At 71.7% G+C, this 23,444-nt stretch carries 20 protein-coding genes and 1 riboswitch; of the genes, 11 read left to right on the top strand and 9 right to left on the bottom strand.

Annotated features, from left to right (window positions below; translation table 11 throughout):
• Nucleotides 1-141 precede the first annotated feature (141 nt).
• Nucleotides 142-1,344 carry a fumarylacetoacetase gene (fahA, locus tag C7C46_RS06090; RefSeq protein WP_110666517.1) on the bottom strand — a complete coding sequence of 401 codons (1,203 nt, stop codon included), beginning with the start codon at nucleotides 1,342-1,344 and terminating at the stop codon, nucleotides 142-144.
• Nucleotides 1,341-2,561 carry a homogentisate 1,2-dioxygenase gene (locus tag C7C46_RS06085; protein WP_110666515.1) on the bottom strand — a complete coding sequence of 407 codons (1,221 nt, stop codon included), beginning with the start codon at nucleotides 2,559-2,561 and terminating at the stop codon, nucleotides 1,341-1,343. Before C7C46_RS06085 ends, fahA begins: the two co-directional genes overlap by 4 nt.
• A gap of 363 nt (nucleotides 2,562-2,924) precedes the next feature.
• On the opposite strand from C7C46_RS06085, the gene C7C46_RS06080 reads away from it, so the two are divergent.
• The 5 genes from C7C46_RS06080 (at nucleotide 2,925) to C7C46_RS06060 (ending at nucleotide 9,086) form a co-directional block, all read left to right on the top strand.
• Complete coding sequence (locus C7C46_RS06080) at nucleotides 2,925-4,202, top strand: extracellular solute-binding protein (RefSeq protein ID WP_110666513.1); 1,278 nt, start codon at nucleotides 2,925-2,927, stop codon at nucleotides 4,200-4,202.
• A gap of 97 nt (nucleotides 4,203-4,299) precedes the next feature.
• Nucleotides 4,300-5,301, top strand: a complete 1,002-nt coding sequence (locus C7C46_RS06075; RefSeq protein WP_110666511.1) for a carbohydrate ABC transporter permease — start codon at nucleotides 4,300-4,302, stop codon at nucleotides 5,299-5,301.
• A gap of 59 nt (nucleotides 5,302-5,360) precedes the next feature.
• Nucleotides 5,361-6,284 (top strand): sugar ABC transporter permease, encoded by a 924-nt coding sequence (locus C7C46_RS06070; protein ID WP_110666509.1) that lies wholly within the window; start codon nucleotides 5,361-5,363, stop codon nucleotides 6,282-6,284.
• Between the two features lie 59 nt (nucleotides 6,285-6,343).
• Nucleotides 6,344-8,041 (top strand): glycoside hydrolase family 13 protein, encoded by a 1,698-nt coding sequence (locus C7C46_RS06065; RefSeq protein WP_110666507.1) that lies wholly within the window; start codon nucleotides 6,344-6,346, stop codon nucleotides 8,039-8,041.
• A 25-nt stretch (nucleotides 8,042-8,066) separates the two neighbouring features.
• Entirely contained in the window at nucleotides 8,067-9,086 is a 1,020-nt protein-coding gene (locus tag C7C46_RS06060; protein ID WP_181442217.1) for a LacI family DNA-binding transcriptional regulator, read from the top strand.
• A gap of 180 nt (nucleotides 9,087-9,266) precedes the next feature.
• Here C7C46_RS06060 and C7C46_RS37220 read toward each other — a convergent pair whose 3' ends face one another.
• Both C7C46_RS37220 and C7C46_RS06050 read right to left on the bottom strand, forming a co-directional pair.
• Complete coding sequence (locus C7C46_RS37220; RefSeq protein ID WP_110666503.1) at nucleotides 9,267-10,478, bottom strand: transglycosylase family protein; 1,212 nt, start codon at nucleotides 10,476-10,478, stop codon at nucleotides 9,267-9,269.
• A gap of 7 nt (nucleotides 10,479-10,485) precedes the next feature.
• Nucleotides 10,486-10,645, bottom strand: a riboswitch (cyclic di-AMP (ydaO/yuaA leader).
• 540 nt (nucleotides 10,646-11,185) lie between these two features.
• On the bottom strand, nucleotides 11,186-12,142 hold the full coding sequence (locus tag C7C46_RS06050) for a sirohydrochlorin chelatase family protein (RefSeq protein WP_245984225.1): 957 nt from the start codon (nucleotides 12,140-12,142) through the stop codon (nucleotides 11,186-11,188).
• A gap of 465 nt (nucleotides 12,143-12,607) precedes the next feature.
• Here C7C46_RS06050 and C7C46_RS06045 point away from each other — a divergent pair, with 465 nt between their 5' ends.
• A complete protein-coding gene (locus tag C7C46_RS06045) occupies nucleotides 12,608-12,844 on the top strand; it encodes a DUF397 domain-containing protein (RefSeq protein ID WP_110666501.1) in 237 nt (78 codons plus the stop codon).
• 217 nt (nucleotides 12,845-13,061) lie between these two features.
• On the opposite strand, the gene C7C46_RS06040 is transcribed toward C7C46_RS06045, so the two are convergent.
• The gene (locus C7C46_RS06040; protein ID WP_110666499.1) at nucleotides 13,062-13,631 is read right to left on the bottom strand and encodes an ATP-binding protein; all 570 of its coding nucleotides are present in this window, start codon (nucleotides 13,629-13,631) and stop codon (nucleotides 13,062-13,064) included.
• Between the two features lie 396 nt (nucleotides 13,632-14,027).
• Here C7C46_RS06040 and C7C46_RS06035 point away from each other — a divergent pair, with 396 nt between their 5' ends.
• Nucleotides 14,028-14,897 carry a helix-turn-helix domain-containing protein gene (locus tag C7C46_RS06035; protein ID WP_110666497.1) on the top strand — a complete coding sequence of 290 codons (870 nt, stop codon included), beginning with the start codon at nucleotides 14,028-14,030 and terminating at the stop codon, nucleotides 14,895-14,897.
• Nucleotides 14,898-14,919: 22 nt separating this feature from the next.
• On the opposite strand, the gene C7C46_RS06030 is transcribed toward C7C46_RS06035, so the two are convergent.
• Nucleotides 14,920-15,561: a TetR/AcrR family transcriptional regulator gene (locus C7C46_RS06030; RefSeq protein WP_110666494.1), complete on the bottom strand. Its 642-nt coding sequence runs from the start codon at nucleotides 15,559-15,561 to the stop codon at nucleotides 14,920-14,922.
• A 177-nt stretch (nucleotides 15,562-15,738) separates the two neighbouring features.
• The gene (locus C7C46_RS06025; RefSeq protein ID WP_110666492.1) at nucleotides 15,739-17,280 is read right to left on the bottom strand and encodes an MFS transporter; all 1,542 of its coding nucleotides are present in this window, start codon (nucleotides 17,278-17,280) and stop codon (nucleotides 15,739-15,741) included.
• Between the two features lie 88 nt (nucleotides 17,281-17,368).
• Here C7C46_RS06025 and C7C46_RS06020 point away from each other — a divergent pair, with 88 nt between their 5' ends.
• Nucleotides 17,369-17,764: a MarR family winged helix-turn-helix transcriptional regulator gene (locus C7C46_RS06020; RefSeq protein ID WP_245984223.1), complete on the top strand. Its 396-nt coding sequence runs from the start codon at nucleotides 17,369-17,371 to the stop codon at nucleotides 17,762-17,764.
• A gap of 67 nt (nucleotides 17,765-17,831) precedes the next feature.
• On the opposite strand, the gene C7C46_RS06015 is transcribed toward C7C46_RS06020, so the two are convergent.
• Nucleotides 17,832-18,794 carry a M56 family metallopeptidase gene (locus tag C7C46_RS06015; protein ID WP_110666489.1) on the bottom strand — a complete coding sequence of 321 codons (963 nt, stop codon included), beginning with the start codon at nucleotides 18,792-18,794 and terminating at the stop codon, nucleotides 17,832-17,834.
• 127 nt (nucleotides 18,795-18,921) lie between these two features.
• Nucleotides 18,922-19,461 carry a DUF5134 domain-containing protein gene (locus C7C46_RS06010; protein WP_110666568.1) on the bottom strand — a complete coding sequence of 180 codons (540 nt, stop codon included), beginning with the start codon at nucleotides 19,459-19,461 and terminating at the stop codon, nucleotides 18,922-18,924.
• 356 nt (nucleotides 19,462-19,817) lie between these two features.
• Between C7C46_RS06010 and C7C46_RS06005 the strand changes: the two genes are divergently transcribed.
• Genes C7C46_RS06005 through C7C46_RS05995 form a run of 3 tightly spaced genes read left to right on the top strand, consistent with a single transcriptional unit; the run spans nucleotide 19,818 to nucleotide 23,067 of the window.
• Nucleotides 19,818-21,218: a DUF6421 family protein gene (locus tag C7C46_RS06005; RefSeq protein WP_110666487.1), complete on the top strand. Its 1,401-nt coding sequence runs from the start codon at nucleotides 19,818-19,820 to the stop codon at nucleotides 21,216-21,218.
• On the top strand, nucleotides 21,215-21,997 hold the full coding sequence (locus C7C46_RS06000) for an SDR family NAD(P)-dependent oxidoreductase (RefSeq protein WP_110666485.1): 783 nt from the start codon (nucleotides 21,215-21,217) through the stop codon (nucleotides 21,995-21,997). The genes C7C46_RS06005 and C7C46_RS06000 overlap by 4 nt, the downstream gene beginning before the upstream one ends.
• The gene (locus C7C46_RS05995) at nucleotides 21,994-23,067 is read left to right on the top strand and encodes a threonine aldolase family protein (protein ID WP_110666566.1); all 1,074 of its coding nucleotides are present in this window, start codon (nucleotides 21,994-21,996) and stop codon (nucleotides 23,065-23,067) included. The genes C7C46_RS06000 and C7C46_RS05995 overlap by 4 nt, the downstream gene beginning before the upstream one ends.
• The last annotated feature ends 377 nt before the right edge of the window (nucleotides 23,068-23,444 follow it).

Below are 23,444 nucleotides of genomic sequence, written 5' to 3'. Positions count from 1 at the left end.
GTGGGGGCAAGGGATTGACGGTGCGTCGTCAACGCTAAGCCCAGAGTGATGATCCGACGAGCGCTCGTGGTCCGAACAGCTGAACGGGCGTCGGCCCGCCCCGGGACGCTTCCCGGAGCGGGCCGACGCTGCGTCAGCTGCTCAGCCGCGCACGGTGCCCGAGACCTCGCCGAAGCCGATCCGCACTCCGTCCGCGCCCGGCGCCGAGGCGGTGATCCGCACCGTGTCGCCGTCCTGCAGGAAGGTCCGGCTGGTGCCGTCGGCCAGCGCGATCGGGTCGCGGCCGTTCCAGGTCAGCTCGATCAGCGAGCCGCGCTGGTCCGGCTCGTCCCCCGAGACGGTGCCCGAGCCGTACAGGTCGCCGGTGCGCAGCGAGGCGCCGTTGACCGTGGTGTGGGCCAGCATCTGGGCCGGCGACCAGTACATCCCGGCGTACGGCGGGCGGGAGACCAGTTGGCCGTTGAGCTCCACCTCGAGCACCAGGTCCAGGCCCCACGGCTCCTTCTCCACCAGGTAGGGCAGCGGTGGCGGATCCTGCACCGGGGTGGCCGTCCGGGCCGCCGCCAGCGCCGCCAGCGGCACCACCCAGGGCGAGATCGAGGTGGCGAAGGACTTGCCGAGGAAGGGGCCCAGCGGCACGTACTCCCAGGCCTGCACGTCCCGGGCGCTCCAGTCGTTGAGCAGCACCACGCCGAAGACGTGCTGTGCGAAGTCGTCGACGGCCACCGGCTCGCCGAGCGCGGAGCCGGCGCCGACCACGAAGCCCAGCTCGGCCTCGATGTCCAGGCGGGCCGAGGGGCCGAAGACCGGCGCCGGGTCCTGCGGGCCCTTTCGCTGGCCGCTCGGGCGCCGGACCTCGGTGCCGGAGACCACCACGGTGCCGGCCCGGCCGTGGTAGCCGACCGGCAGGTGCTTCCAGTTGGGCAGCAGCGCCGCCCCGTCCGGGCGGAAGATCCGGCCCAGGTTGGTGGCGTGCTGCTCGCAGGCGTAGAAGTCGACGTAGTCGGCGACCTCGACCGGCAGGTGCATCGTCACCTGGTCCTGGCGGTACAGGTTGGCCGCCACCAGGCGCCGTTCCTGGTCACCGGTGAGCAGCCCGGTGACCCGCTCGCGCACATAGGCCCACTCGCGCGGGCCACGGCGCATGAAGCGGTTGAGCGAGCTGGTGGCCAGGTCGGCGCCGAGCGGGGTGCCGGCCCAGACCGCCGACAGGTCCAGCACCTGCTCGCCGATCGCCACGCCCACCCGGGGCTCGCGGCCGGGCGGTGAGAACACCCCGTAGGGCAGGTTCTGCACCGGGAAGTCCGAGCCCTCGGGAACCGGGATCCAGGTCTGCAAGGTCACTTGGCCGCACCGTCCTGCGGGCCGCGCCCGCTCCAGCTCCACGCGTACTTTCCGTCCTCGCTCACCCGGCCGCCCTCGGCGACCTCCAGCGGCCGGAAGGTGTCGACCATCACCGCGAGCTCGTCGAAGAACTCGGCGCCGATCGAGCGCTCGTAGGCGCCCGGCTGCGGGCCGTGGGTGTGGCCGCCCGGGTGCAGCGAGACCGAGCCCTGCCCGATCCCGGAGCCCTTGCGGGCCTCGTAGTCGCCGCCGCAGTAGAACATCACCTCGTCGCTGTCCACGTTGGAGTGGTAGTACGGCACCGGGACCGACAGCGGGTGGTAGTCCACCTTGCGCGGCACGAAGTTGCAGATGACGAAGTTGTCGCCCTCGAAGACCTGGTGCACCGGCGGCGGCTGGTGGATCCGGCCGGTGATCGGCTCGAAGTCGGCGATGTTGAAGGCGTACGGGTAGAGGCAGCCGTCCCAGCCGACCACGTCGAACGGGTGGGTCGGGGTGACGAAGACCGTGCCGGCCAGGCCCGCGGCGCCGTTGCCCCGGTGCTTGACGTAGATCTCGACGTCGCCTTGGTCCTCCACCAGCAGCGGGCCATCGGGTCCGCGCAGGTCGCGCTCGCAGAACGGCGCGTGCTCCAGCAGCTGCCCGTACTTGGACAGGTAGCGGCGGGCCGGGGTGATGTGGCTGTTGGCCTCGATCGCGTACAGCCGCAGCGGCTGCTCGCCGGACGGCAGCCAGCGGTGGGTGGTGGCCCGGGGCAGCACCACGTAGTCGCCCTGGCCCACCGTCAGGGAGCCGAAGACGGTCTCCACGGTGCCGGCGCCGGACTCCACGTAGACGCACTCGTCGCCGGTCGCGTTGCGGTAGAGCGGCGAGGCCTGGCCGCAGGCGACGTAGCCGATCCGCAGGTCGGCGTTGGACAGCACGGTGCGCCGGCCGCGCACGGCGTCGGTCCGGCGCCACTGCTCGCCCGGGAACAGGTCGTGCAGCTTGAAGTGGAAGGGCCTGAGCGGGTGGTTGGGCTCCGGCTTGTCCTCCGGCAGCACCCAGACCCGGCTGTCCACCAGCGCGGAGGGGATCGCCCGGTGGTAGAGCAGCGAGGAGTCGGAGAAGAACCCCTCCTCGCCCATCAGCTCCTCGTAGTAGAGGCCGCCGGCCTCGTCGCGGTGCTGGGTGTGCCTCTTGGGCGGCACGGAGCCGACGGAGCGGTAGTACGCCATAGCGCCTCCTGAGCGACTGCGGCCCTGGACTGCGCCGGCCAGGGCGGGCCCGCCCGTGGGGTGGGGGCGGCCCCGCACCCATCCCATGGCGCGCACCCCGGCGTGTCAAGGACCACCGGGCGCGGGCCCTTGTGAGGCCGATGGGGGCAGGACGCGTCCAGGCAACCGGGAGGACACGTGGATGTAACGATCACCCTCTTGTTGCAGAAACTTGCTGCAAGGGCTTTCATCGCCGCTCGCCCCGCTGTTACGTTCCTGCCCGAGCCCGAAACCGACGCCTGGTGCGGTCGGCGTCGGGGGCCAGTATGCGCCCCCACCTCCCCGGCTCGGGCATCCACCCCCACCCTTTATCTAGGAGTTCTCATGCGGCGTGGCATCGCGGCCTCCGCCCTCGTTGCGGCCCTCGCGGTTTCCCTTGCGGCTTGCGGCAGCAGCGGCTCCAGTTCGTCCAAGGCCGACGGCCCGGTGACCATCACCTACTGGGACACTTCGAACGCCACCAACGAGGCGCCGAACTACCAGGCGCTGGCCCAGAAGTTCGAGGCCGCCAACCCGAACATCAAGGTCAACTTCGTCAACGTCCCGTTCGACCAGGCGCAGAACAAGCTGCAGACCGCGATGGGCAGCAAGGGCGCCCCGGACGTCTTCCGCTCCGAGGTCGGCTGGACCGCGGCCTTCGCCAAGGCGGGCTACCTGACTCCGCTGGACGGCACCCCGGCGCTGCCGAACGCCTCCGCCTTCCAGCCCAGCCTGATCAAGCAGGCCGGCTTCCAGGGCAAGACCTACGGCGTCCCGCTGGTCACCGACACCCTGGGCCTGATGTACAACAAGGCGCTCTTCGCCAAGGCCGGCATCACCACCGCCCCGACCACCTGGGACGAGCTGAAGACCGACGCGGCCGCGCTCAAGGACAAGGCCGGCGTGGACGGTTTCTGGATGCGCGCCGCGGACGGCTACTACGCGATGCCGCTGCTCTTCGGCGAGGGCACCGACATGGTCGACGCCGCCGGCAAGAAGATCACCGTCAACTCGCCGCAGGCCGCCAAGGCGGTCAGCACCTACCAGTCGCTGTTCACCTCGCCCGGCACCGTCAAGGCCGACGTGACCACCGACTCGTACGCGCACATGATGGACGCCTTCAACAACGGCAAGGTCGCGGCGATCATCCAGGGTCCCTGGGAGATCACCAACATCTACAAGGGCTCCGCGTTCGGCGACAAGGCCAACCTCGGCATCGCGCCGGTCCCGGCCGGCTCCGCGGGCAAGGCCGGCGCGCCGACCGGCGGCCACAACATCGCCGTCTTCGCCGGCTCGGACGCCGCCCACCAGGCCGCCGCCGAGAAGTTCGCCGCCTTCATGACCTCGGCCGAGAGCGAGGCCTTCATCGCGCAGAAGAACTCCACCCTGCCGACCCGCTCCGACGCCTTCACCGCCGAGGTCAAGGCCGACCCGGGCATCGCCGGCTTCCAGGCGATCCTCAGCGCCGCCCAGCCGCGCCCCGAACTGCCCGAGTACAGCTCGCTGTTCACCTCGCTCGGCACCAACCTCGGCAAGATCGCGCAGAACCAGGAGGGCGTGCAGGCCGGCCTGGACGCCACTGCCGGCGACTACGCCAAGCTCCTCCCGGACTTCGCGAAGTAGTCCCCGCCGCCCGGCCCGCCTTCGGGCGGGCCGGGCCCAGCCGTACCACCAGCAGTCGCCGTAGCCGAGCCTGCGGACTTCTCGAAGAGGTGTCGAAATGACAGTCGCCGTGCAGGGTACGGCCGGCCGGGGCGGGCGCGACCGCGGATCGCGTCCCGGACCGGTGCAGCGCCTGAAGCTCTCGTACAGCAAGCACTGGTACGCCTACGCGATGGCCGCGCCCGTGGTCATCGTGCTCGGCCTGCTGGTGGCCTATCCGCTGGGCCGGGGCATCTACCTGACGCTGACCGACGCGACCAGCCTCAACGTCGGGCACACCGTCGGGGTCAACCACATCCCCGACAGCTTCAAGTTCGTCGGGCTGCACAACTACCAGGACGTGCTCTTCGGCCCCGGCTCGTACGACCGGTTCTGGTCGCACTTCATCTGGACCATCGTGTGGACCGTGGTCTGCGTCGCCCTGCACTACAGCCTCGGCCTCGGCCTGGCGATGCTGCTCAACCAGAAGCTGCGCGGGCGGACCGCCTACCGGATGATGCTCATCGTGCCCTGGGCCGTGCCCACCTTCGTGACCGTCTTCTCCTGGCGCCTGATGCTGGCCGACGGCGGACTGGTCAACACCGTGCTCGGCTCGCTGCACCTGGGCCAGCCCGGCTGGCTGGCCGACCCGCTGGCCCAGAAGGCCGCCGCGATCCTGGTCAACACCTGGTGCGGCGTCCCGTTCATGATGGTCTCGCTGCTCGGCGGCCTGCAGTCGATCCCCGCCGAGCTCTACGAGGCGGCCGAGATGGACGGCGCGAGCGCCTGGCAGCGGTTCCGCCACGTCACGCTGCCCGGCCTGCGCGCGGTCAGCAGCACCGTGGTCCTGCTCGGCATCATCTGGACCTTCAACCAGTTCGTCATCATCTTCCTGCTGTTCGGTCAGAACGCTCCCGACGTGCAGATCCTGGTGACCTGGGCCTACCGCCTCGGGTTCGGCCAGCAGCCGCGCGACTACGCGCAGTCGGCCAGCTACGGCATCATCCTGCTCTCCATCCTGATCGTCTTCACCGCCTTCTACCAGCGCTGGCTCAAGCGCAACGACCAGGCCGCGATCTGACGACCGCTCGGCCGACAGCAGCGACGAGACCCACGCAGGAACGGAAGGCAGGCCACCCGATGAGCACCACCGCAGACCTCCCCACCCAGCAGACCGGCACGGCCACGCGCGCCGGGCGGCCGAGCGCCGCGCGACCCGCCCGGGTCCGCCGACGCGGTCAGAGCAGCCGAACGGCCACCGTGCTGTCGCACGCCGTGCTGACCGTGGCCAGCCTGATCGCGGTCCTCCCGGTGCTGTACATCTTCTTCATCTCGCTCGGCCCGGACAAGATGGACTACCTCCACCCCGGGCAGATCCTCGGCAAGGCGACGCTCGCCAACTTCGGCAAGGTGCTGGGCCGGACCGACTTCCTGACCTGGTTCCTCAACTCGGTCCTGGTGGCCGGCGGCACCTGCGTCATCGGCGTGCTGATCGCCGCCAGCACCGGCTACGCGGTCTCCCGGATGCGCTTCCCCGGCCTGCGTCCGCTGATGTGGTCGCTGCTGGTCACGCAGATGTTCCCGATCGCCGTGCTGATCGTGCCGATGTACTACATCATGGCCAACCTCGGCCTGCTGGACAGCTACGGCGGCCTGATCCTGGTCTACGCCAGCACCGTGGTGCCGTACTGCGCCTGGCTGCTCAAGGGCTACTTCGACACCATCCCGGTGGAGATCGACGAGGCCGGCCGGGTCGACGGGCTCTCCCCGTTCGGCGCGTTCTGGCGGCTGATCCTGCCGCTGGCCCGCCCGGGACTGGCGGTCGCGGCCTTCTACACCTTCCTGACCGCCTGGGCCGAGGTGCCGTTCGCCTCCACCTTCCTGCTCAGCTCCGACAAGTACACCCTCGCGGTCGGCCTGACCACCTTCGTCAGCCAGTACGAGAGCCAGTGGAACCTGATGGCAGCCACCTCGGTGCTGATCGCCCTGCCGGCCTCGGCCTTCTTCTACCTCGTCCAGAAGCACCTGGTGACCGGCCTGACCGCAGGTGCCGCGAAGTCCTGACATAGCGTCAGCACCCGTACCCCCACGTCTTCTCCTCGTTCCCAAGGGATCTGTCTTCGATGACCCAGGTTTCCACTGCTCAGAGCGCGGCCGACACCTCCCGGCCCCTCGCCGCCGCCGACACCCAGGCGCCGGGCAAGCCCAGAGGCTGGTGGCGCGACGCGGTCATCTACCAGGTGTACCCGCGCAGTTTCGCCGACGCGAACGGGGACGGGATGGGCGACCTGCCCGGCATCCGCAGCCGGCTGCCCTACCTGCGCGACCTCGGGGTGGACGCGGTCTGGCTCTCCCCGTTCTACGCCTCCCCGCAGGCCGACGCCGGGTACGACGTGGCCGACTACCGCGCCGTGGACCCGATGTTCGGCACTCTGCTGGATGCCGACGCGCTGATCCGCGAGGCGCACGAGCTGGGCCTGCGGATCATCGTGGACCTGGTGCCCAACCACTCCTCCGACCAGCACGAGTGGTTCCAGCGCGCGCTGCGCGAGGGCCCGGGCTCCCCGCTGCGGGACCGCTACCACTTCCGCCCCGGCCTCGGCGCCGACGGCGAACTGCCGCCCAACGACTGGGAGTCCATCTTCGGCGGCCCGGCCTGGACCCGCACCGAGAACCCCGACGGCACCCCGGGGGAGTGGTACCTGCACCTGTTCGCCCCCGAGCAGCCCGACTTCAACTGGGACAGCCGCGCGGTCGCCGACGAGTTCCGCTCGATCCTGCGGTTCTGGCTGGACATGGGCGTGGACGGCTTCCGGGTCGACGTGGCGCACGGCCTGGTCAAGGCCCCCGGCCTGCCCGACCTCGGCAGCCACAACCAGCTGCACCTGCTCGGCAACGAGGTGATGCCGTTCTTCGACCAGGACGGCGTGCACGAGATCTACCGCACCTGGCGCGAGATCCTGGACGAGTACCCGGGCGAGCGGATCGCGGTCGCCGAGGCGTGGACCCCCACCGTCGAGCGCACCGCCAACTACGTGCGCCCGGACGAGATGCACCAGGCCTTCAACTTCCAGTACCTCGGCACCTCCTGGGACGCCGCCGAGCTGCGCGAGGTGATCGACAGGTCGCTGGCCGCGATGCGCCCGGTCGGCGCGCCCACCACCTGGGTGCTCTCCAACCACGACGTCACCCGGCACGCCACCCGGTTCGCCAACCCGCCCGGCGGCACCCAGATCCGCACGCCCGGCGACCGTGAACTCGGCCTGCGCCGGGCCCGCGCGGCCACCCTGCTGATGCTGGCGCTGCCCGGCTCCGCCTACGTCTACCAGGGCGAGGAACTCGGCCTGCCGGACGTCACCGACCTGCCCGACGAGGTCCGCCAGGACCCGTCCTTCTTCCGGGCCAGCGGCCAGGACGGCTTCCGCGACGGCTGCCGGGTGCCGATCCCGTGGTCGGGCACCGAGGCGCCGTTCGGCTTCGGGCCGGCCCAGGGCGGACCCAGCTGGCTGCCGCAGCCGGCCGAGTGGGCCGGGCTCAGCGTGGCCGCGCAGACCGGCGACCCGACCTCCACCCTGGAGCTGTACCGCAGCGCGCTGGCCGTCCGCAGGCAGCACCCGGACCTGGGGGCGGGCACGGCGGTCCAGTGGCTGGACACGCCTGCCGGCGTGCTCGGGTTCCGCCGCGGCTCCTTCGTCTGCCTGGCCAACACCGCCGGCGAGGCGGTGGAGTTCGACACCCCGGGCCGACTGCTGGTCAGCTCCGCAGTTGACGCGGTACCCGGCCTGCTGGCTCCGGACAGCACCAGTTGGTGGGCGGTCTGACGTGGTTGCAATAGGCTCTGGGATCGTGACTACGGCGCGACTCTCGGACATCGCGGCGCAGGCGGGGGTCAGCGAGGCCACCGTCAGCCGCGTCCTCAACGGCAAGGCGGGCGTCTCCGCGACGACCCGGCAGACCGTGCTGGCCGCCCTCGACGTGCTCGGCTACGAGCGGCCGACCCGGCTGCGCCAGCGCAGCGCCGGGCTGATCGGGCTGATCACGCCCGAGTTGAGCAACCCGATCTTCCCCGCGCTCGCGCAGGTGATCGAGCAGGTGCTCAGCCGGCACGGGTACACCCCGGTGCTCTGCACCCAGACCCCCGGCGGCTCCACCGAGGACGAACTGGTGGAGATGCTGGTGGAGCGGGGGGTGGCCGGGATCGTCTTCGTCTCCGGCCTGCACGCCGACTCCACCGCCGACCACGACCGGTACGCCAAGCTGACCGGGCGTCAGGTGCCGTTCGTGCTGATCAACGGTTACAGCGACCGGATCGCCGCACCGTTCATCTCGCCGGACGACCGGGCCGCGATGTGGATGGCGGTCCAGCACCTGGCCGAGCTCGGGCACGAGCGGATCGGGCTGGCGGTCGGGCAGCGGCGGTACGTGCCGGTGCTGCGCAAGATCGAGGGGTTCACCGCGGCGATGCGCTCGGTGCTCGGCGTCGGTGCCGAGGAGGCCGAGCAGCTGGTGCACCACACGCTGTTCAGCGTGGAGGGCGGGCACTCGGCGGCCGGGGCGCTGCTGGACCGGGGCTGCACGGCGATCGTGTGCGGCAGCGACATGATGGCGCTGGGGGCGATCCGGGCGGTGCGGCAGCGCGGGCTGTCGGTGCCCGGGGACGTCTCGGTGGTCGGGTTCGACGACTCGCCGCTGATCGCGTTCACCGAGCCGCCGCTGACCACGATCCGGCAGCCGGTGGAGGCGATGGCCACCGCGGCGGTGGACGCGCTGCTGGAGGAGGTCGGCGGAGAGCCGGCCCAGCGGGCCGAGTTCATGTTCCAGCCCGAACTGGTGATGCGCGGCTCCACCGGGGCCCGCGCCCGCTGAGCCTGCTTCGAAGCGCCGCCGGCCCCACCCGGGCCGGCGGCGCTTCGGCGTGCCCGGGTGCCTGGGCCACCCCGTGCGTGAGCCTGCGTCACCCGCCCGGGGCCGGGCCCGGCCATGCCCGTAGGCCGGTCCCCGGGAGAGGTGGGGGACCGGCCTACGGGCGCTGTGCTGCGGTGCGGGTCAGACGCGGCCCGCGAAGTCCGGGGTGTAGTTCGAGATGGTCTCGTACTTCACGCCCGCGCTCGGGTTGGCCGCCTCGACGTACTGGCCGCCGCCGATGTACAGGCCCACGTGGTAGACGCCCGCGTTGCTGCCGTCGTTCGACCAGAAGAGCAGATCGCCCGGCTGCAGGTTGTTCAGCGAGACCCGGGTGGTGGCCGCGGCCTGGTCGGCGGCGACGCGCGGGATGGAGACGCCGGCCTTGGCCAGCGCGGCCTGGGTCAGGCCGGAGCAGTCCCAGCCGCCGTTGCCGGTGCCGCCCCAGATGTACGCCTGGCCGACCTTGGACTCGGCGAAGGCGATCGCCGAGGCGAAGGCGCCGGAGGCCGGCTGCGCGGCGGTCTTGGCGCTGGTGGTCTTCACCGACGGCGCGGCCGGGGCGGCGGCCGGGGCCGAGGAGCCGTTGTCCTCGTCGCTGGAGGGCGCGGCCGGCGCGGCCGGGGTGGCGACCGTGACGGTGCCCAGCACCAGCTGCTCGCCCGGGTAGATCCAGTCCGGACCCTGGGTCAGGGCCGACTTGTTGAGGTCGTAGAGCTTCTGCCAGCCGCCGTCCACGTGCTGGTTCTGGGCGATGGTGGAGAGCCAGTCGCCCTGGACCACGGTGTAGGTCTTGTTCTGGGTGCTGGTGGTCTGCTGCGGCGCGGCGGCCACGGCGTCCTGGGAGGCACCGTGGTGGCGGCCCGAGTGGTTCTGGGCGCTGCCCTGGTTCGAGCTGCTCTGCGAGCCGCTGTTCTGCGCCTGCGGGGCCTGCTGCGCCTGCGGGGCCTGCTGGGCCGAGGTGTTGACCTGCGGGGCGGCGCCGCCGCGGGTCAGGCCGGCCTGGATGGAGCAGACCGGCCAGGCGCCGGGGCCCTGGTCGGCGAGGACCTTCTCGGCCACCGAGATCTGCTGGTCCTTGGTGGCCAGGTTGGCCTCGGAGGCGTACTGGTGGCCGCCGTAGGCCGCCCAGGTGGAGGAGGTGAACTGCAGGCCGCCGTAGAAGCCGTTGCCGGTGTTGATCGACCAGTCGTTGGTCGACTCGCAGGTGGCGACCTTGTCCCAGACCGAGACCGGCGCGGCGGAGGCGGTGGTGGCGGTGATGCAGGGCAGCGCCAGGCCGAGGCCGAGCAGGCCGGTCGCGGCGATCGCGCGCTTGGCGGTGCGGGGACGGTTCGTGCCAGTGGTGGGCAGCATGAAGACGCGTTCCTCTCCTACGCCTGCGAGGTGAGCTGTCGGATTCGGGCTGGAGTTGCCCGGCCGTGCTGAGCACGGCTTCACCCCTAGCCCGGCGACCGGTCGATGACCGGTGCCAGGGCGGCTTACCTGGTTCCCCCGCTCCTGCCGTGGTGCGTTTTCGCGCTGCCAGCGGTGCTGGTGGCAGGACTCGGCGTCCGGCCCGCTGGGTCCGTGTGACCACGAACGGGGAGCACGTTAGACAGGCATAAGTTGATTCCGCAAACAGCTGTGAGCGCGGTCACAGCGGCTTCACCACTCCCTCAAGATCGAGGATCATGGCCAGCTGATGGGGCGTCGGCGGTTGCCGGACCAATGCGCCTTCTCAGTAGGGCAGTTGCCGTCATCTCAGGGTGACGGGCCATCGGTTCCGCGGCCCGGTCACGGGCTCCGTCGACCGTCCGGATTCCGGCCCGCGGGGGCCGGCCCCGAGCCTCGGTTACCGTTTCGAGACCAAAGTCGACTCGCCCTCAGATGTCCGTTTTGCCCTCGCCTGTCACTCCGTCAGCACCAGCTGTTCAGCTGGACCCGAGCGCACTGCGGACCGCTCCGACCCGGCCCGCCTCGACCCGGCTCCGGAGGCGACGAGGCCTCCGAACGCGGCGAGGCCCCGCGGCTGCCTCAGGGGCGGCCACGGGGCCTGCGGACGTGGTGCGGCGGGGCGGGCCCTACTCGGCCGCCTCCGCCTGCTCGGCGGCCTGCTCCTGCTCCTCCTCCACCGCCGGCAGCAGGGCCGGCAGCACCGCGAGGTAGGCGGAGGTGATCAGCTGCGCCACCGTGGCGTACGCGCCGACAGGTGCCGCGCTCGGGCAGCCGGTCGCCTCGGTGGCGGCCAGCAGCAGCTCGGTCGGGGCCTCTGGACCGATCACCAGCGGGGCGAGCGCCGGGCGCTCAGCACCGGTGGCGCGCAGGTGCTCGACGGCGCCGGCCACCGAACCGGGCACGTCCAGCGCGGCGGCGACCACCGGGACCGCCAGCCGGGCCGCCAGCAGCACGCCGGTGATCCCGGCGGCCGCGGCCGCCTCCTCGCCGCCGACCGTGGTCAGCACGACCCCGTCGGCGGCGGTGGCGATGGCGAACAGGCGGGCCCGGTCGGCCCGGGCCAGCCCGGCCTCGGACAGGCGCACGTGCACGGCCTCGGCCAGCAGTGGGTGCGGGCCGAGCGGGTCGGTGACCACGGCGCCGGCCCGGGCGGCCAGTTCCTGCAGTGCGGCCAGGTACGCGTGCGGGCCGGACAGCAGCGGGACCAGGACCGGCACCGGCATGCCGGCCGCGGCGGCCTCCGCCAGCAGGTCCTCGACGCTGGGCCGCGGCCGCTCGGCGGTCGGGCTGCCCTGCGTGCCCTCGGCGGCGTCCGCGGTGGACTCCTGGGCGGCCGCCGACTCGCTGCCGCCGGCCAGCCAGCCGGCTGCGAGCGGCAGGCCGGGGTTCTCGCTGCGGATCACCGAGACCAGCTCGTCCACCAACGCGACCGCCTCGGGCGTCGCCGCCGCGGGCACGGCCAGCAGCAGTGCCGGCGCGCCCGCGGGCACCTCGGGGCGCTCGGGGCGGCGGTGGCGCCCCCGTGCACGGGAGCCGGGCGTGCGGACGGGCAGCGGGGCGCCCGGGATAGCAGCAGTGCTCATGGCGCAGAATCGTAGGACATGCCCGTGATCACTTCGCATCCGGCTGCCGATCCGGGGGCAGCTCCGGGACAAGACGGAGCAAATCCGGCAATCTGCCCGGCCCGCCGTCAAGATGTGACGGAGTGTGAGGGGCCGGCTGCGAAGTTGATCACTTGTGCAGCTTGTCAACGGCCGAACCGGCCACGCTCTGTCGGGCGTCCCCTCCATCGGCGGTGACGATCAACGAGCTGATTCATCCTCATCTGTCCGGTTCTGCCCGGCAGTAGACCGCTCCCACGAGGCACTCTGGCATCGCGGATGCCCGTGCGTGCACGCGCAAAATCACATGCCGATGCACGTGCATTAGCGTTATCATTACGACAAGTAAGGCATTCGCGCTGCCCATGCGAGCCGGAAGGCGGCCGGCGGTCGGAGCGGACGGGCGCCGAGCGGTTCGATCACTCCAGCGCTCTCTGGGAGATTCCTATGCACGACACGTACAACGGCATGGCGGCCACCGACCTCGAGGGCGTGGTCTGGCAGAAGAGCCGGCACAGCAACTCCAAGGGCAACTGCGTGGAGCTCGCCGCCCTGCCCGGCGGCGCGGTCGCGATGCGCAACTCGCGCTTTCCGGACGGCCCGGCGCTGATCTACACCCGGGACGAGATCGAGGCGCTGCTGCTCGGCGTGAAGGACGGGGAGTTCGACCACCTGGTCGGCTGACCCGGGCAGTGCTCGGACGGATCCAGGACGCGCCGTCGTGGCGGGGGAAGCCGCGACGGCGTTCGGCGTTCCCCGGCCCGGCAGATCATCGCCGCCACTTCCGTCACCGCTGCCACTGCTACCGCCGCTGTCAGTGCCTCGACCGTGATGCGGCCGGCGGCGGAAACGACGAAACGCCGCGCACTGGCGCGGCGTTCCGGGCACGGCGGGCGGCGGCCTAGGCGGAGCGCCGGTGGCGGCCGGCCGATGCGGCGTCAGCTATCAGCACGGCAGAGGAGACTGACGGACAGTCGGCGGCCTGGAAGAGCGCCCAGACCACCTTGCCCGTGCCGGAGGCCAGCGGGTGCCAGCCCCAGGACTGGCTGAAGGAGTCCACCAGGTGCAGTCCGCGCCCGGACTCGGCGACGAAGTCGGCCTCTCTGGTCACCGGGCCCACGCTGCTCGGATCGCTGACGGCACAGACCAGTTGGGGTGCCCGGTGGACCAGGCTGATCCGGATCGGCAGTCGGCTCTCGCTGCTCTGGCCGGGGCCGGCCTGGATCGGGAAGGACGCCCGCCCGGGGCTCTGCGACAGGTCTGCGGCGGTCGGTTCGCCGATCGCGTGCCGCAGCGCATTGGTCACCAACTCCGAGGCCACCAGGGCGACATCGTCGAAGAGGTAGTCGAGGCCCCAGTGTTGCAGGCTGGTTCGGGCGAAATCTCGCGCGGTGCGTACCGCGTCATAGCGAGGGGCGAGAGTGCATGTCGCCACGTCAGGATCGACGGCCACGGCCGTACCGGTGCCCATGAAGAGCTCCTCCCATAAGGGGGCGGACACGGCTGGACCCGGCGGGGTCATGCCGGTCACCTCCGACTCGCTTCGGCCGCTTCGCCAACGCCGCGACCAAGTGCGTGGGGTCGACAACGAAGCCCGCGGGACTGCCACAGGGGGCGTGCAACTGCACGTGCACCATCGTGCTCTGTGCTTACGGCGGATGCAAGAGTCGATTCACGTGCAGTCGACTCATTGGCATATGCAGACGCCGGATGCACGTGCATCCGCACGAGCGCTATACCGTGCTCCTGGCCGTGCCGATGGACGTGCCGATGCAGAATTGATAGATCCTTGTGCCATCACCGGCACTGTGAGCGGCCGGATAGTGGCAGACTGTGCCCTGTTTCCCGAAGCGGAGGTTCCGACGGCATGACCACAGCGCAGCCCGGCGGCGGCGGTTCCATGGTGCGCCGGATCCTGCTGGGCTCCCAGCTGCGTCGGCTGCGGGAGGCACGGGGTGTCACGCGTGAGGACGCCGGCTACCAGATCCGGGCCTCCGAGTCGAAGATCAGCCGGATGGAGCTGGGTCGGGTCTCCTTCAAGGAGCGCGACGTCGCGGACCTGCTCACGCTCTACGGCGTCACCGACGGCGAGGAGCGCGAGTCGCTGCTCGGCCTGGTCCGCGAGGCGAACAAGTCCGGCTGGTGGCACAGCTTCAGCGACGTGCTGCCGGGCTGGTTCCAGACCTACGTGGGCCTGGAGGAGGCCGCCTCGCTGATCCGCACCTACGAGGTGCAGTTCATCCCGGGGCTGCTGCAGTGCGAGGACTACGCCCGCGCGGTCTTCGGGCAGAGCCGCCCGGTGCTCAGCGAGGAGGAGATCGACCGTCTGGTCGGCCTGCGGCTGCGCCGGCAGAAGCTGCTGACGGAGGGTCAGGGCCCGCGGCTGTGGGCCGTGATCGACGAGGCCGCGCTGCGCCGCCCGGTCGGCGGCCCCAAGGTGATGCGCACCCAGCTGCAGTACCTGATCGACATCTCCGAGCAGCCCAACGTGGTGATCCAGGTGATGCCGTTCCGGTTCGGTGCGCACGCCGGTGAGAGCGGTGCGTTCAGCATCCTGCGCTTCCCGGAGCAGGACCTGGCGGACGTGGTCTACCTGGAACAGCTGACCAGCGCGCTCTACCTGGACAAGCGCGACGACGTGGACGCCTACGTCCAGGTGATGGAGCGGCTGTGTGTCGACAGCCTCACCCCCGAGCGCACGGTCGAGTTGCTCTCCTCGATCCTCAACGAGGCCTGATCCGCCAGGAGTCCAGCGCCTGCTACCGCGTCTGGCGTATCCAGTGCACCCCGGCCGGCGGGTCGGCCTGCGGCGGGTTGCCCAGCTCCCAGGCCAGCCCGTAGCGGGCGAACAGGTCGGCGCGGATCGGCGCCAGCGGGGTCTGCGCGTTCGGCAGCAGCACCCCGATGCAGCCGCCCATCAGCGCGCTGCGCAGCACCGCGTGCTCGGCCACCGGGTCCTCGGCGCCCCAGTCGGCCAGCACCTCGCGCAGCAGTGCCCCCAGCCGCTGCTGCTCCGGGTCCTGCACGAAGCCGCCGACGTCGGGGTCGAGGATCAGCGCCAGGTGCGAGCGCATCACCCGCGGGTGGTCCAGCGCGGTGCGCAGCACCTGGTCGATCGCGGTGGCCAGCCGCTGCTCGGCGCCGGCGTCCGGGGCCAGCGCGGCCAGCGCCGCGGCCAGTTCGAGGTGCATCAGGCGGTGGGTGGCCGACTGCATCAGCAGTCGTTTGCCGTCGAAGTAGTAGGAGACCAGGCCGCGCGCGAGTCCGGCGGCCTCGGCGATGTCGGCCAGGGTGGTGGCGGCGTATCCGCGCTGGTCGACCAGGTCGGTGGTGGCCCGCATCAGGCGCCGACGGGAGCGCAGCCGCATCTCCTCGTTGACCGATTCCCCGCGAGGTGCCATCGTGTCAGCTCCGTACGTTGGTTGGCTCTCGGTCAATATACTTTGACCGGGAGTGACCGACGGTCTGGGCCCGAGGCGAAGGCGGGCGTCGGTCCAAGTACGGTGCTCGGCGTCGGTCTCACCAGAACGGGGGACTGGTGAGACCGACGGCCGGCCGACTGCGCGGCTGACTACCGGTCAGACCCGTCCACGGCCCTGCACCGTGGACGCCCCCGTCTCAAGCGCCGCCTCGGCGCCGATCCGCGGGTAATCGTAGTCCGGCACCGAGTGCCGCGCTGCGCTGCGTCGCCGGTCGAACAGCGCGCCCGCGGTGACCGCCAGCAGGCCGAGCGCGGCCACCCCGGAGACCAGGACCAGCGCCGGGCGGTACCCCGCCAGCTGGTCGGCCGGGCTGGTGCCGCCGTGGCTGCCGGTGGTGATCACCGCGGCGGTCACCGCCAGCACCAGCGCATTGCCCACCTGCATCGCGGTGTTGACCAGGCCCGAGGCCAGGCCCTGCTCCTCGTCGGCCACTCCGTTGGTGGCGGCGATGTTGGCGGAGGGGTAGAAGAGCGCGAAGCCGATGCCGAGCAGCACCATGCTGGGCAGCACCAGGGTCAGGAAGCCGCTGTGCGGGCCGAGCCGCAGGAAGAACAGGTAGCCGGCCACCATCGCGCCGGCGCCCAGCACCAGCAGCCGGCCGGTGCCGAAGCGGTCCACGATCGCGCCCATCTTGGTCGCCGACAGCGCCACCAGCGCGCCGACCGGCAGCAGGGCGAAGCCCATCCCCAGCGCCGACCAGCCGAGCAGCCGCTGCAGGTAGAGCGTGACCACGAACTGGAAGCCGGCGTACGAACCCATCAGCAAGCAGGCGGCCAGGTTGCCGCGGGCCACACTGCTGTTGCGGAAGATGCCCAGGCGCACCAGCGGGTGCGCGGTGCGCTGTTCTATCAGCAGGAAGGCGGCCAGCAGCGCGGCCACCGCGGCCAGCGAGCCGATCGTGCGCAGGCTCGCCCATCCGACCGACTGTGCCTCGGTAACGGTGAAGACCAGCAGCAGCAGCGCCACCGTGCCGCTCACCGCACCGGCCACGTCGTACCCGCCGCGGTGCGGCTCGCGGGCCTGACGGGGCAGCAGGCGCAGCGCGAGGGCCAGCGCGGCCAGGGCGACCGGCACCGGCATCAGGAAGGTCCAGCGCCAGCCGACCGTGGTGAGCAGGCCGCTGAGCACCAGGCCGAGCGAGTAGCCGCTGGCCCCGCAGGTGGTGAAGATCGACAGCGCCTTGTTGCGGGCCGGGCCCTCGGCGAAGGTGGTGGTGATGATCGACAGGGCGGCGGGTGCGGTGAAGGCGGCGGCCGCGCCCTTGAGGAAGCGGGCGCCGATCAGCAGCGCGCCGTCGTCCACCAGGCCGCCGAGCAGCGAGGCGGCGGCGAAGACGGCCAGCGCGATCAGGAAGACCCGGCGGCGGCCGAGCAGGTCGGCGGCCCGGCCGCCGAGCAGCAGCAGCCCGCCGTAGCCGAGCACGTAGCCGCTGACCACCCACTGCAGGGTGGAGGTGGAGAGCTTCAGGTCGGTGCCGATGGACGGCAGCGCGACGCCGACCATCGAGACGTCGAGTGCGTCCAGGAAGAGCGCGGTGCAGAGCACGATCAGGGTGCCCCAGAGACGGGGACTCCAGCTAAGGGAGCCGTCTGTCGTTGGCAGGGCGCGAGTTGGCGATCCGTCATGGCTGGTGGTCATGGGGCCGACACTACATGCAGGTGCAATCAATGCAAGAGAATTTAATGCTTCTGCATATAGTTCATGTGCACGTGGTAAGGTCCGGGCCGTGCCTACCACTGAGCCGTTCGACCCGGCTGTCCTGGTCCTGGAGTGGCGCGAGCTGCTGGCCCGCCATGCGGCCACCGCCTGCGCGCTCGACCGGGAGCTGGGTGACCGGTTCGAGCTCGGCACCAGTGAGTTCGAGGCGCTGGAGCGGCTCGCCGAGCAGGGCGGCGAGGCCCCCGGCAAGCTGCGGGTGCAGGAACTCGCCGAGACGGTGCACCTGAGCCAGAGCGCGCTGTCCCGACTGATCGGCCGGCTGGAGAAGGCCGGCCTGGTCGAGCGCGCCATGTGCGCGGACGACCGGCGGGGCGTCCATGTCACCCTCACCGCCGCCGGCCGCGAGCGCTACCTGGCGGCCCGCCCGGTGCACCGCGCGGTGCTCGCCCGGATGCTGACGTAGCCTCAGACTACCCCTGGGTGACGCCGGTTGACTCCACGTAGTGCCCGGCCTCGGTCGTGGGCCGGGGTCAGCGCAGTGCGCCCAGGCCGGGGGCCAGTGCGAGCAGCAGCACCGCGGCCGGCGCCGCCAGGGCGAGCAGCGTCAGGCCCAGCCGGGTGCGCTTGGGCAGCCGCGGCTCGCCGGCCAGCAGCCGGTCCACCCGGCGCGGCGCCTGGGCGAGCCCGGTCGGCGCGGCGTCCCCGGTGCAGCCCTCGAAGACGCCCCGCCCGGCGTTGATCTCCACCATCGCGTGCGCCGTGGTCATCCGGCCGTGTCGGCGGGCCGCGCGGTCGTCGGCAGCCAGCTCCACCAACTCGCCCACCTGGTCCCGGAAGGCGGAGAAGACCCCGACCCCGGGGAAGCCCGCCGCCAGCGCCTGGGCGCCCTGGGCCAGCCAGTGGTGGCGGTGCCGCACGTGCCCGCGCTCGTGACTGAGCAGCGCCGCCAGCTCGTTGTCGGTCAGCCGGCTCAACGCCCCGGTGGTGACGACCAGTTTGGACTGCGAGCCGGGCAGCGACCAGGCCTCGGGGCGCACCGACTCCAGCACCACCAGGCGCTCGCGCCGGGCCGGCTGGTGGCCCACCCCGGCCGGCAGCTCAGGCGCCCGATCGGCCAACTCCCGGTGCCGGCGGCCGCGCTGGGCCCGGGCCGCGCGGATCTCACGGGCCAGCGAGAGCGCGGTGCGCAGGCCGCCCAGGGCCAGCAGCGCCGCTCCGAGCCGCCCCCAACCCTCCTGCCCGGCAAGGCCGTAGGCGGCCTCCACGCCGCCGGGCGCGGCGCGGAACAGCAGTTCGCGCACCGCCGGCAGCGCGGCCGACAACGCCAGCAGCAGGCTCAGCAGGCAGCACAGCAGTACCGCGACCACCAGGCACTGCCAGACCAGCAGGGCCAGCACCGGCTCGCGCTCGACCCAGCGGGCCCGGGCCAGCAGAAGGGGCCCGGTGGTGGCGAAGAGCAGACCGAGCAGCAGCAGGCCGAACAGGGCCGTCATGGCAGGCAGTCCCCCCGGGGGAAGAGCGCGCGAAGTGCGCTGCGGCTCAATCTAGGCGCTGCCCGCCCGGCGCGGAACGGCGGCCCACCCGCAGTGACCAAGGACACCACCGCCGGTGCCGGCCCGGCTACATGGCCAGCAGCATGGCGAACATCCCCACGCCCATGGCGAGTCGGCAGGCCTGCGGGACCGGGCCGCCGGGCAGTGCGGTGCGGGTGCCGTCCACGGTGAGCAGCCGGCTGCCCGCCCAGAGCGCGTAGCTGCCGAAGTAGAGCAGCAGCACGGCCGTCAGCGCGGGCCAGCCCATCGGCATCGCCATGCCCGGGTGCGGGGGGTGGCCGGGCCGGGCCAGCGCCATGTAGGCCATCGCCGCCGCGCCGACCGCGTGGTGCAGGCGGTGGCCGCGCTCGCGCCGGGCCCGGTGGCCGGCCGCCGCGGTGAGCGAGACGGCGGCGAGCAGTCCGAACAGTGCCACCCAGAGCGGGGCGGGCAACCGGCTGCCGCTGGCGATCATCACCGCGGTGGCCAGCCCCATCGCCGCCTCGGCCGCGTCCGAGCCGCGCTCCGGGTGGCGGGCGTCCGGCCGGCGCAGCCGGGCCAGGCAGATAGTGCCGGTGGCGGCGGTGAGCAGGGTGAGCAGCCAGGAGAGCAGAACCGGTCCGTGCACGGCCACCCCCCTCGCTCAGCACGGGACAAGGTCCACGATCACCCAGGGTGGGGGTGTGACAGCAGGGCGCGTGCAGGGGCGTACGGAGGTGCGGGCCGCTTCCCGTCCCGGCTCGCGCGCTGCACGCCCGGCGGGGCGTCCGCCCGGGTGGCCGTCCCGCCTGGCGCGGCGCTCCGGGCGCCGCGAGGCTCGGAAGCGGTCGGACTTTTCTGCGGAGCCAACGGCCGTCCGCCGTAAGGATTCCGGGCAGACAGGCGGTGGCGCGCAGATTCTCTCACCGACCCCCCCTTGAACAGGAGAACCTTTCGTCCTTATCGTGTTCTTGACTCAATACCTTCTGTTGAAGCAGGTCTCCCATGCAGAATCTTTCGTCGCCGCCCGCGGCGGCAGCCGACCTCCCGGTGGCGCCCCCCGCCGACCACCCCGCCTGGCTCCGCCTCAAGGACGCCGTCGAGGCACTGCGCCCGCTGCAGTCCAAGGACGGCTCGATCGATCTGTCGGCCGTCCAGCGCGGCACCGTGGACCCGCTGCTCGCCACCGTGCTCGACGCGGTCCAGGAGCTGGCCCCGCTCTTCCCGCACGATGCCGCCTACCTCGAGGCCGTCGGGGCCGACCTGCGCAAGTGGGCCGAGACCGGCTACCGCGAGCCCGACTTCCTGGACTCGCTGCTGGCCTTCCAGCCCGCCGCCGACCGGGTCGACGGCCTGGCCCACCTGGTCGTCTTCCCGATGTACACCCAGAACGGCAACCCGAACCGCAACCTGGAGGCCGTGCTGCTCCAGGTGGTCTGGCCCGACTGGCTGGCCGAGCTGGAGCGCACCCGCTTCGACAACCCGATGTTCGTGCCGATCACGTTCACCGACTTCACCGCCGGCTACGACACCAACTCCGCGGTGCTCTTCCCGGAGACCGTCGCCGTGCGCAAGGCGCCGGAACGTTTCACCTGGGGCGGCATCTTCTGCGACCGCGAGGCCGCCCGGTTCCGCGCCGTCTCCAGCTCCGCCGTGCAGCAGCTCGGCCTGGAGATCCCGGCCGACGCCGCCGAGCTGATCGCCGACCAGGAGCGCGCCCAGCAGACCTTCGTGCTCTGGGACCTGGTCCACGACCGCACCCACAGCCACGGCGACCTGCCGTTCGACCCCTTCATGATCAAGCAGCGCAGCCCGTTCTGGATGTACGGGCTGGAGGAGCTGCGCTGCGACCTGACCGCCTTCAAGGAGGCCGTCCGGCTCGAGGCCGAGGGCTACAAGCAGGGCCGCGACGTGCAGTACGCGATCCTGTTCGACCGCCTCTTCCGCTTCCCCGTCACCGGTGACCGGGTGCGCAACTACGACGGCATGGGCGGCCAGCTGCTCTTCGCCTACCTGCACCAGCACGACGCGCTGCGCTGGCGCGACAACCGGCTGACCATCGACTGGACCCGGGTCGCCGAGGTCACCAACGCGCTCTGCGCCGAGATCGAGGCCCTCTACCGGGCCGGCATCGACCGCCCGAAGACCGCGCACTGGATCGCCGCCTACGAGCTGGTCTCCCGGTACCTCACCCCGCACCCGGCCTCCACCTGGGCCAAGGGCCCGGCCGCGCTGCCGCTGGACGCGGGCGACACCAAGGCCGTCAACAAGGCCCTGTGCGACGCCGTCCACCCGGACGAGTTCCCGCTCAGCATGTTCTACGAAGCCCTGGCGAAGAAGCTCGGCGGCGTCATCGCCGCCACCACCGGCATCACCGGCGCCGGCCTGCAGGAGGTGGCCGCATGAGCGAGCAGAGCGAGCGCTCCAGCCGACCCGTCGCCACCCCCGGACTCGAGGGCAAGGTCATCGCTGTCGCCGGTGCCAGCGGCCCCGCCGGGCGCGCCGTGCTGCGCCGCCTGGCGGCCGGCGGCGCGACCGTGATCGGTGCCGACATCGACCAGCAGCGCCTCGACGCGGCGATCACGGCGGTCAAGGCCGCCGTCCCGGACGCGCGGATCAGCGGCCAGGTGATCGACCTGCTCGACCCCCAGGAGGTCCACGACTGGGCCGACCACCTGGAGGGCGAGCACGGCCACGTCGACGGCATGATCCACCTGGTCGGCGGCTGGCGCGGCAGCAAGACCTTCCACGACTCGCGGATCGACGACTGGGACTTCCTGCACGACACCGTGGTGCGCACCCTGCAGCACACCTCGCTCGCCTTCCAGCCCGCGCTGCTGCGCAGCGAGGCCGGCCGGTTCGCGATGATCGGTGCCGCCGCGGCCCACAAGCCCACCGCCGGCGGCGCGGTCTACGCCGCCGCCAAGGCCGCCACCGAGGCCTGGACCCTGGCGATGGCCGACTCCTTCAAGAAGGAGACCACCGCAGAGGACGGCAGCCCCACCGCGGCCGCGGTCATCCTGGTGATCAAGGCGCTGCTCTCCCCGGAGATGCGGGCCGAGAAGCCCGAGGCCAAGTTCACCGGCTACACCGAGACCGCCGACCTGGCCGACCAGCTGGCCGCGCTCTGGGACCGCCCCGCAGCAGAACTGAACGGACAGCACCTGTGGCTGACAGCCCGATGACCTTCCCCACCGGCACCGACGCGGTGGTGCACCACGACGCCGGCGTGCGCGGTTTCGCCAGCGACAACTACGCCGGCGTCCACCCGGAGGTACTGGCCGCCATCGCGCTGGCCAACGGCGGCCACCAGGTCGCCTACGGCGAGGACCAGTACACCGAGCACCTGCAGTCCGTCTTCAAGCGCCACTTCGGCGAGCGGGCCGAGGCCTACCCGGTCTTCAACGGCACCGGCGCCAACGTGGTCGCGCTCCAGGCGCTGCTGCCGCGCTGGGGCGCGGTGATCGCGGCCCAGAGCGCGCACATCAACGTGGACGAGTGCGGGGCGCCGGAGAAGATGGCCGGCATCAAGATCCACACCGTCCCCACCCCCGACGGCAAGCTCACCCCCGAACTGATCGACCAGCAGGCCTACGGCTGGGACGACGAGCACCGGGCCGCCCCGCTGGCCGTCTCCATCACCCAGTCCACCGAGCTCGGCACCCTCTACACGGTGGACGAGGTCAAGGCGATCTGCGAGCACGCCCACGAGCGCGGCATGCTGGTCCACATGGACGGCTCGCGCCTGGGGAACGCCGCCGCCTCGCTCGGCCGCCCGTTCCGCGAGTTCACCACCGAGGCGGGCGTGGACGTGCTCTCCTTCGGCGGTACCAAGAACGGCCTGCTGTTCGGCGAGGTCGTGGTGGTGCTCAACCCCGAGCGGGTCCGCAACATCAAGTACCTGCGCAAGATGTCGATGCAGCTCGCCTCGAAGATGCGCTTCGTCTCGGTCCAGTTCGAGGCGCTGCTCACCGGCGACCTGTGGCTGCGCAACGCCGGCCACGCCAACGCGATGGCCCAGCGCCTGGAGACCGCCGTGCGCGGAATCGACGGCGTCACCGTGGTCCGTCCCGTGCAGGCCAACGCGGTCTTCGCGATCCTGCCGCGCGAGGTGAGCGAGCGGCTGCAGAAGCGGTACCGCTTCTACTTCTGGGACGAGCAGACCGGCGAGGTGCGCTGGATGGCCTCCTACGACACCACGGAGGAGGACATCGACGCCTTCGCCGCGGCGATCGCGGAGGAGATGGCGCGCTGACGCCCGCTCCCCCGCGCACCTCTGGCCGCTGCTACCGCTCCGGTAGCAGCGGCCAGAGCGCATTCTCGGCCGCGCCGGCTCGGACCACGCCTGCGGCCTGGCCGATGCCCGGGGCTGTCGGCGTGAAGGGTGTCATGCCCACGAATCGTTCCTTCCTTCGCACAGTCGGCTGACGGTTGCTCAGAATGCCGGAGGCCGATTTGCCTGTGGCGCCCGGGTGCCCGTACAGTTCCGGAGTCGCGCCGGGAAGGGCGACGGAGCCGAAGAGCTCGAGAAACTCCGGTAAATCGGAGCGAAACGAGTCTGATAAGCTCTACGAAGTAAGAACGAAGCCCGGAGAGAACGCGAGAGCGGGATCAAAGGAAGCGTCCGTTCCT

It is taken from the genome of Streptomyces tateyamensis, from assembly GCF_003205575.1.
GTDB lineage: Bacteria > Actinomycetota > Actinomycetes > Streptomycetales > Streptomycetaceae > Kitasatospora > Kitasatospora tateyamensis.
The sequence above is the reverse complement of the archived record's forward strand: the minus strand, read 5'-3'. Positions and strand labels throughout refer to the sequence as shown.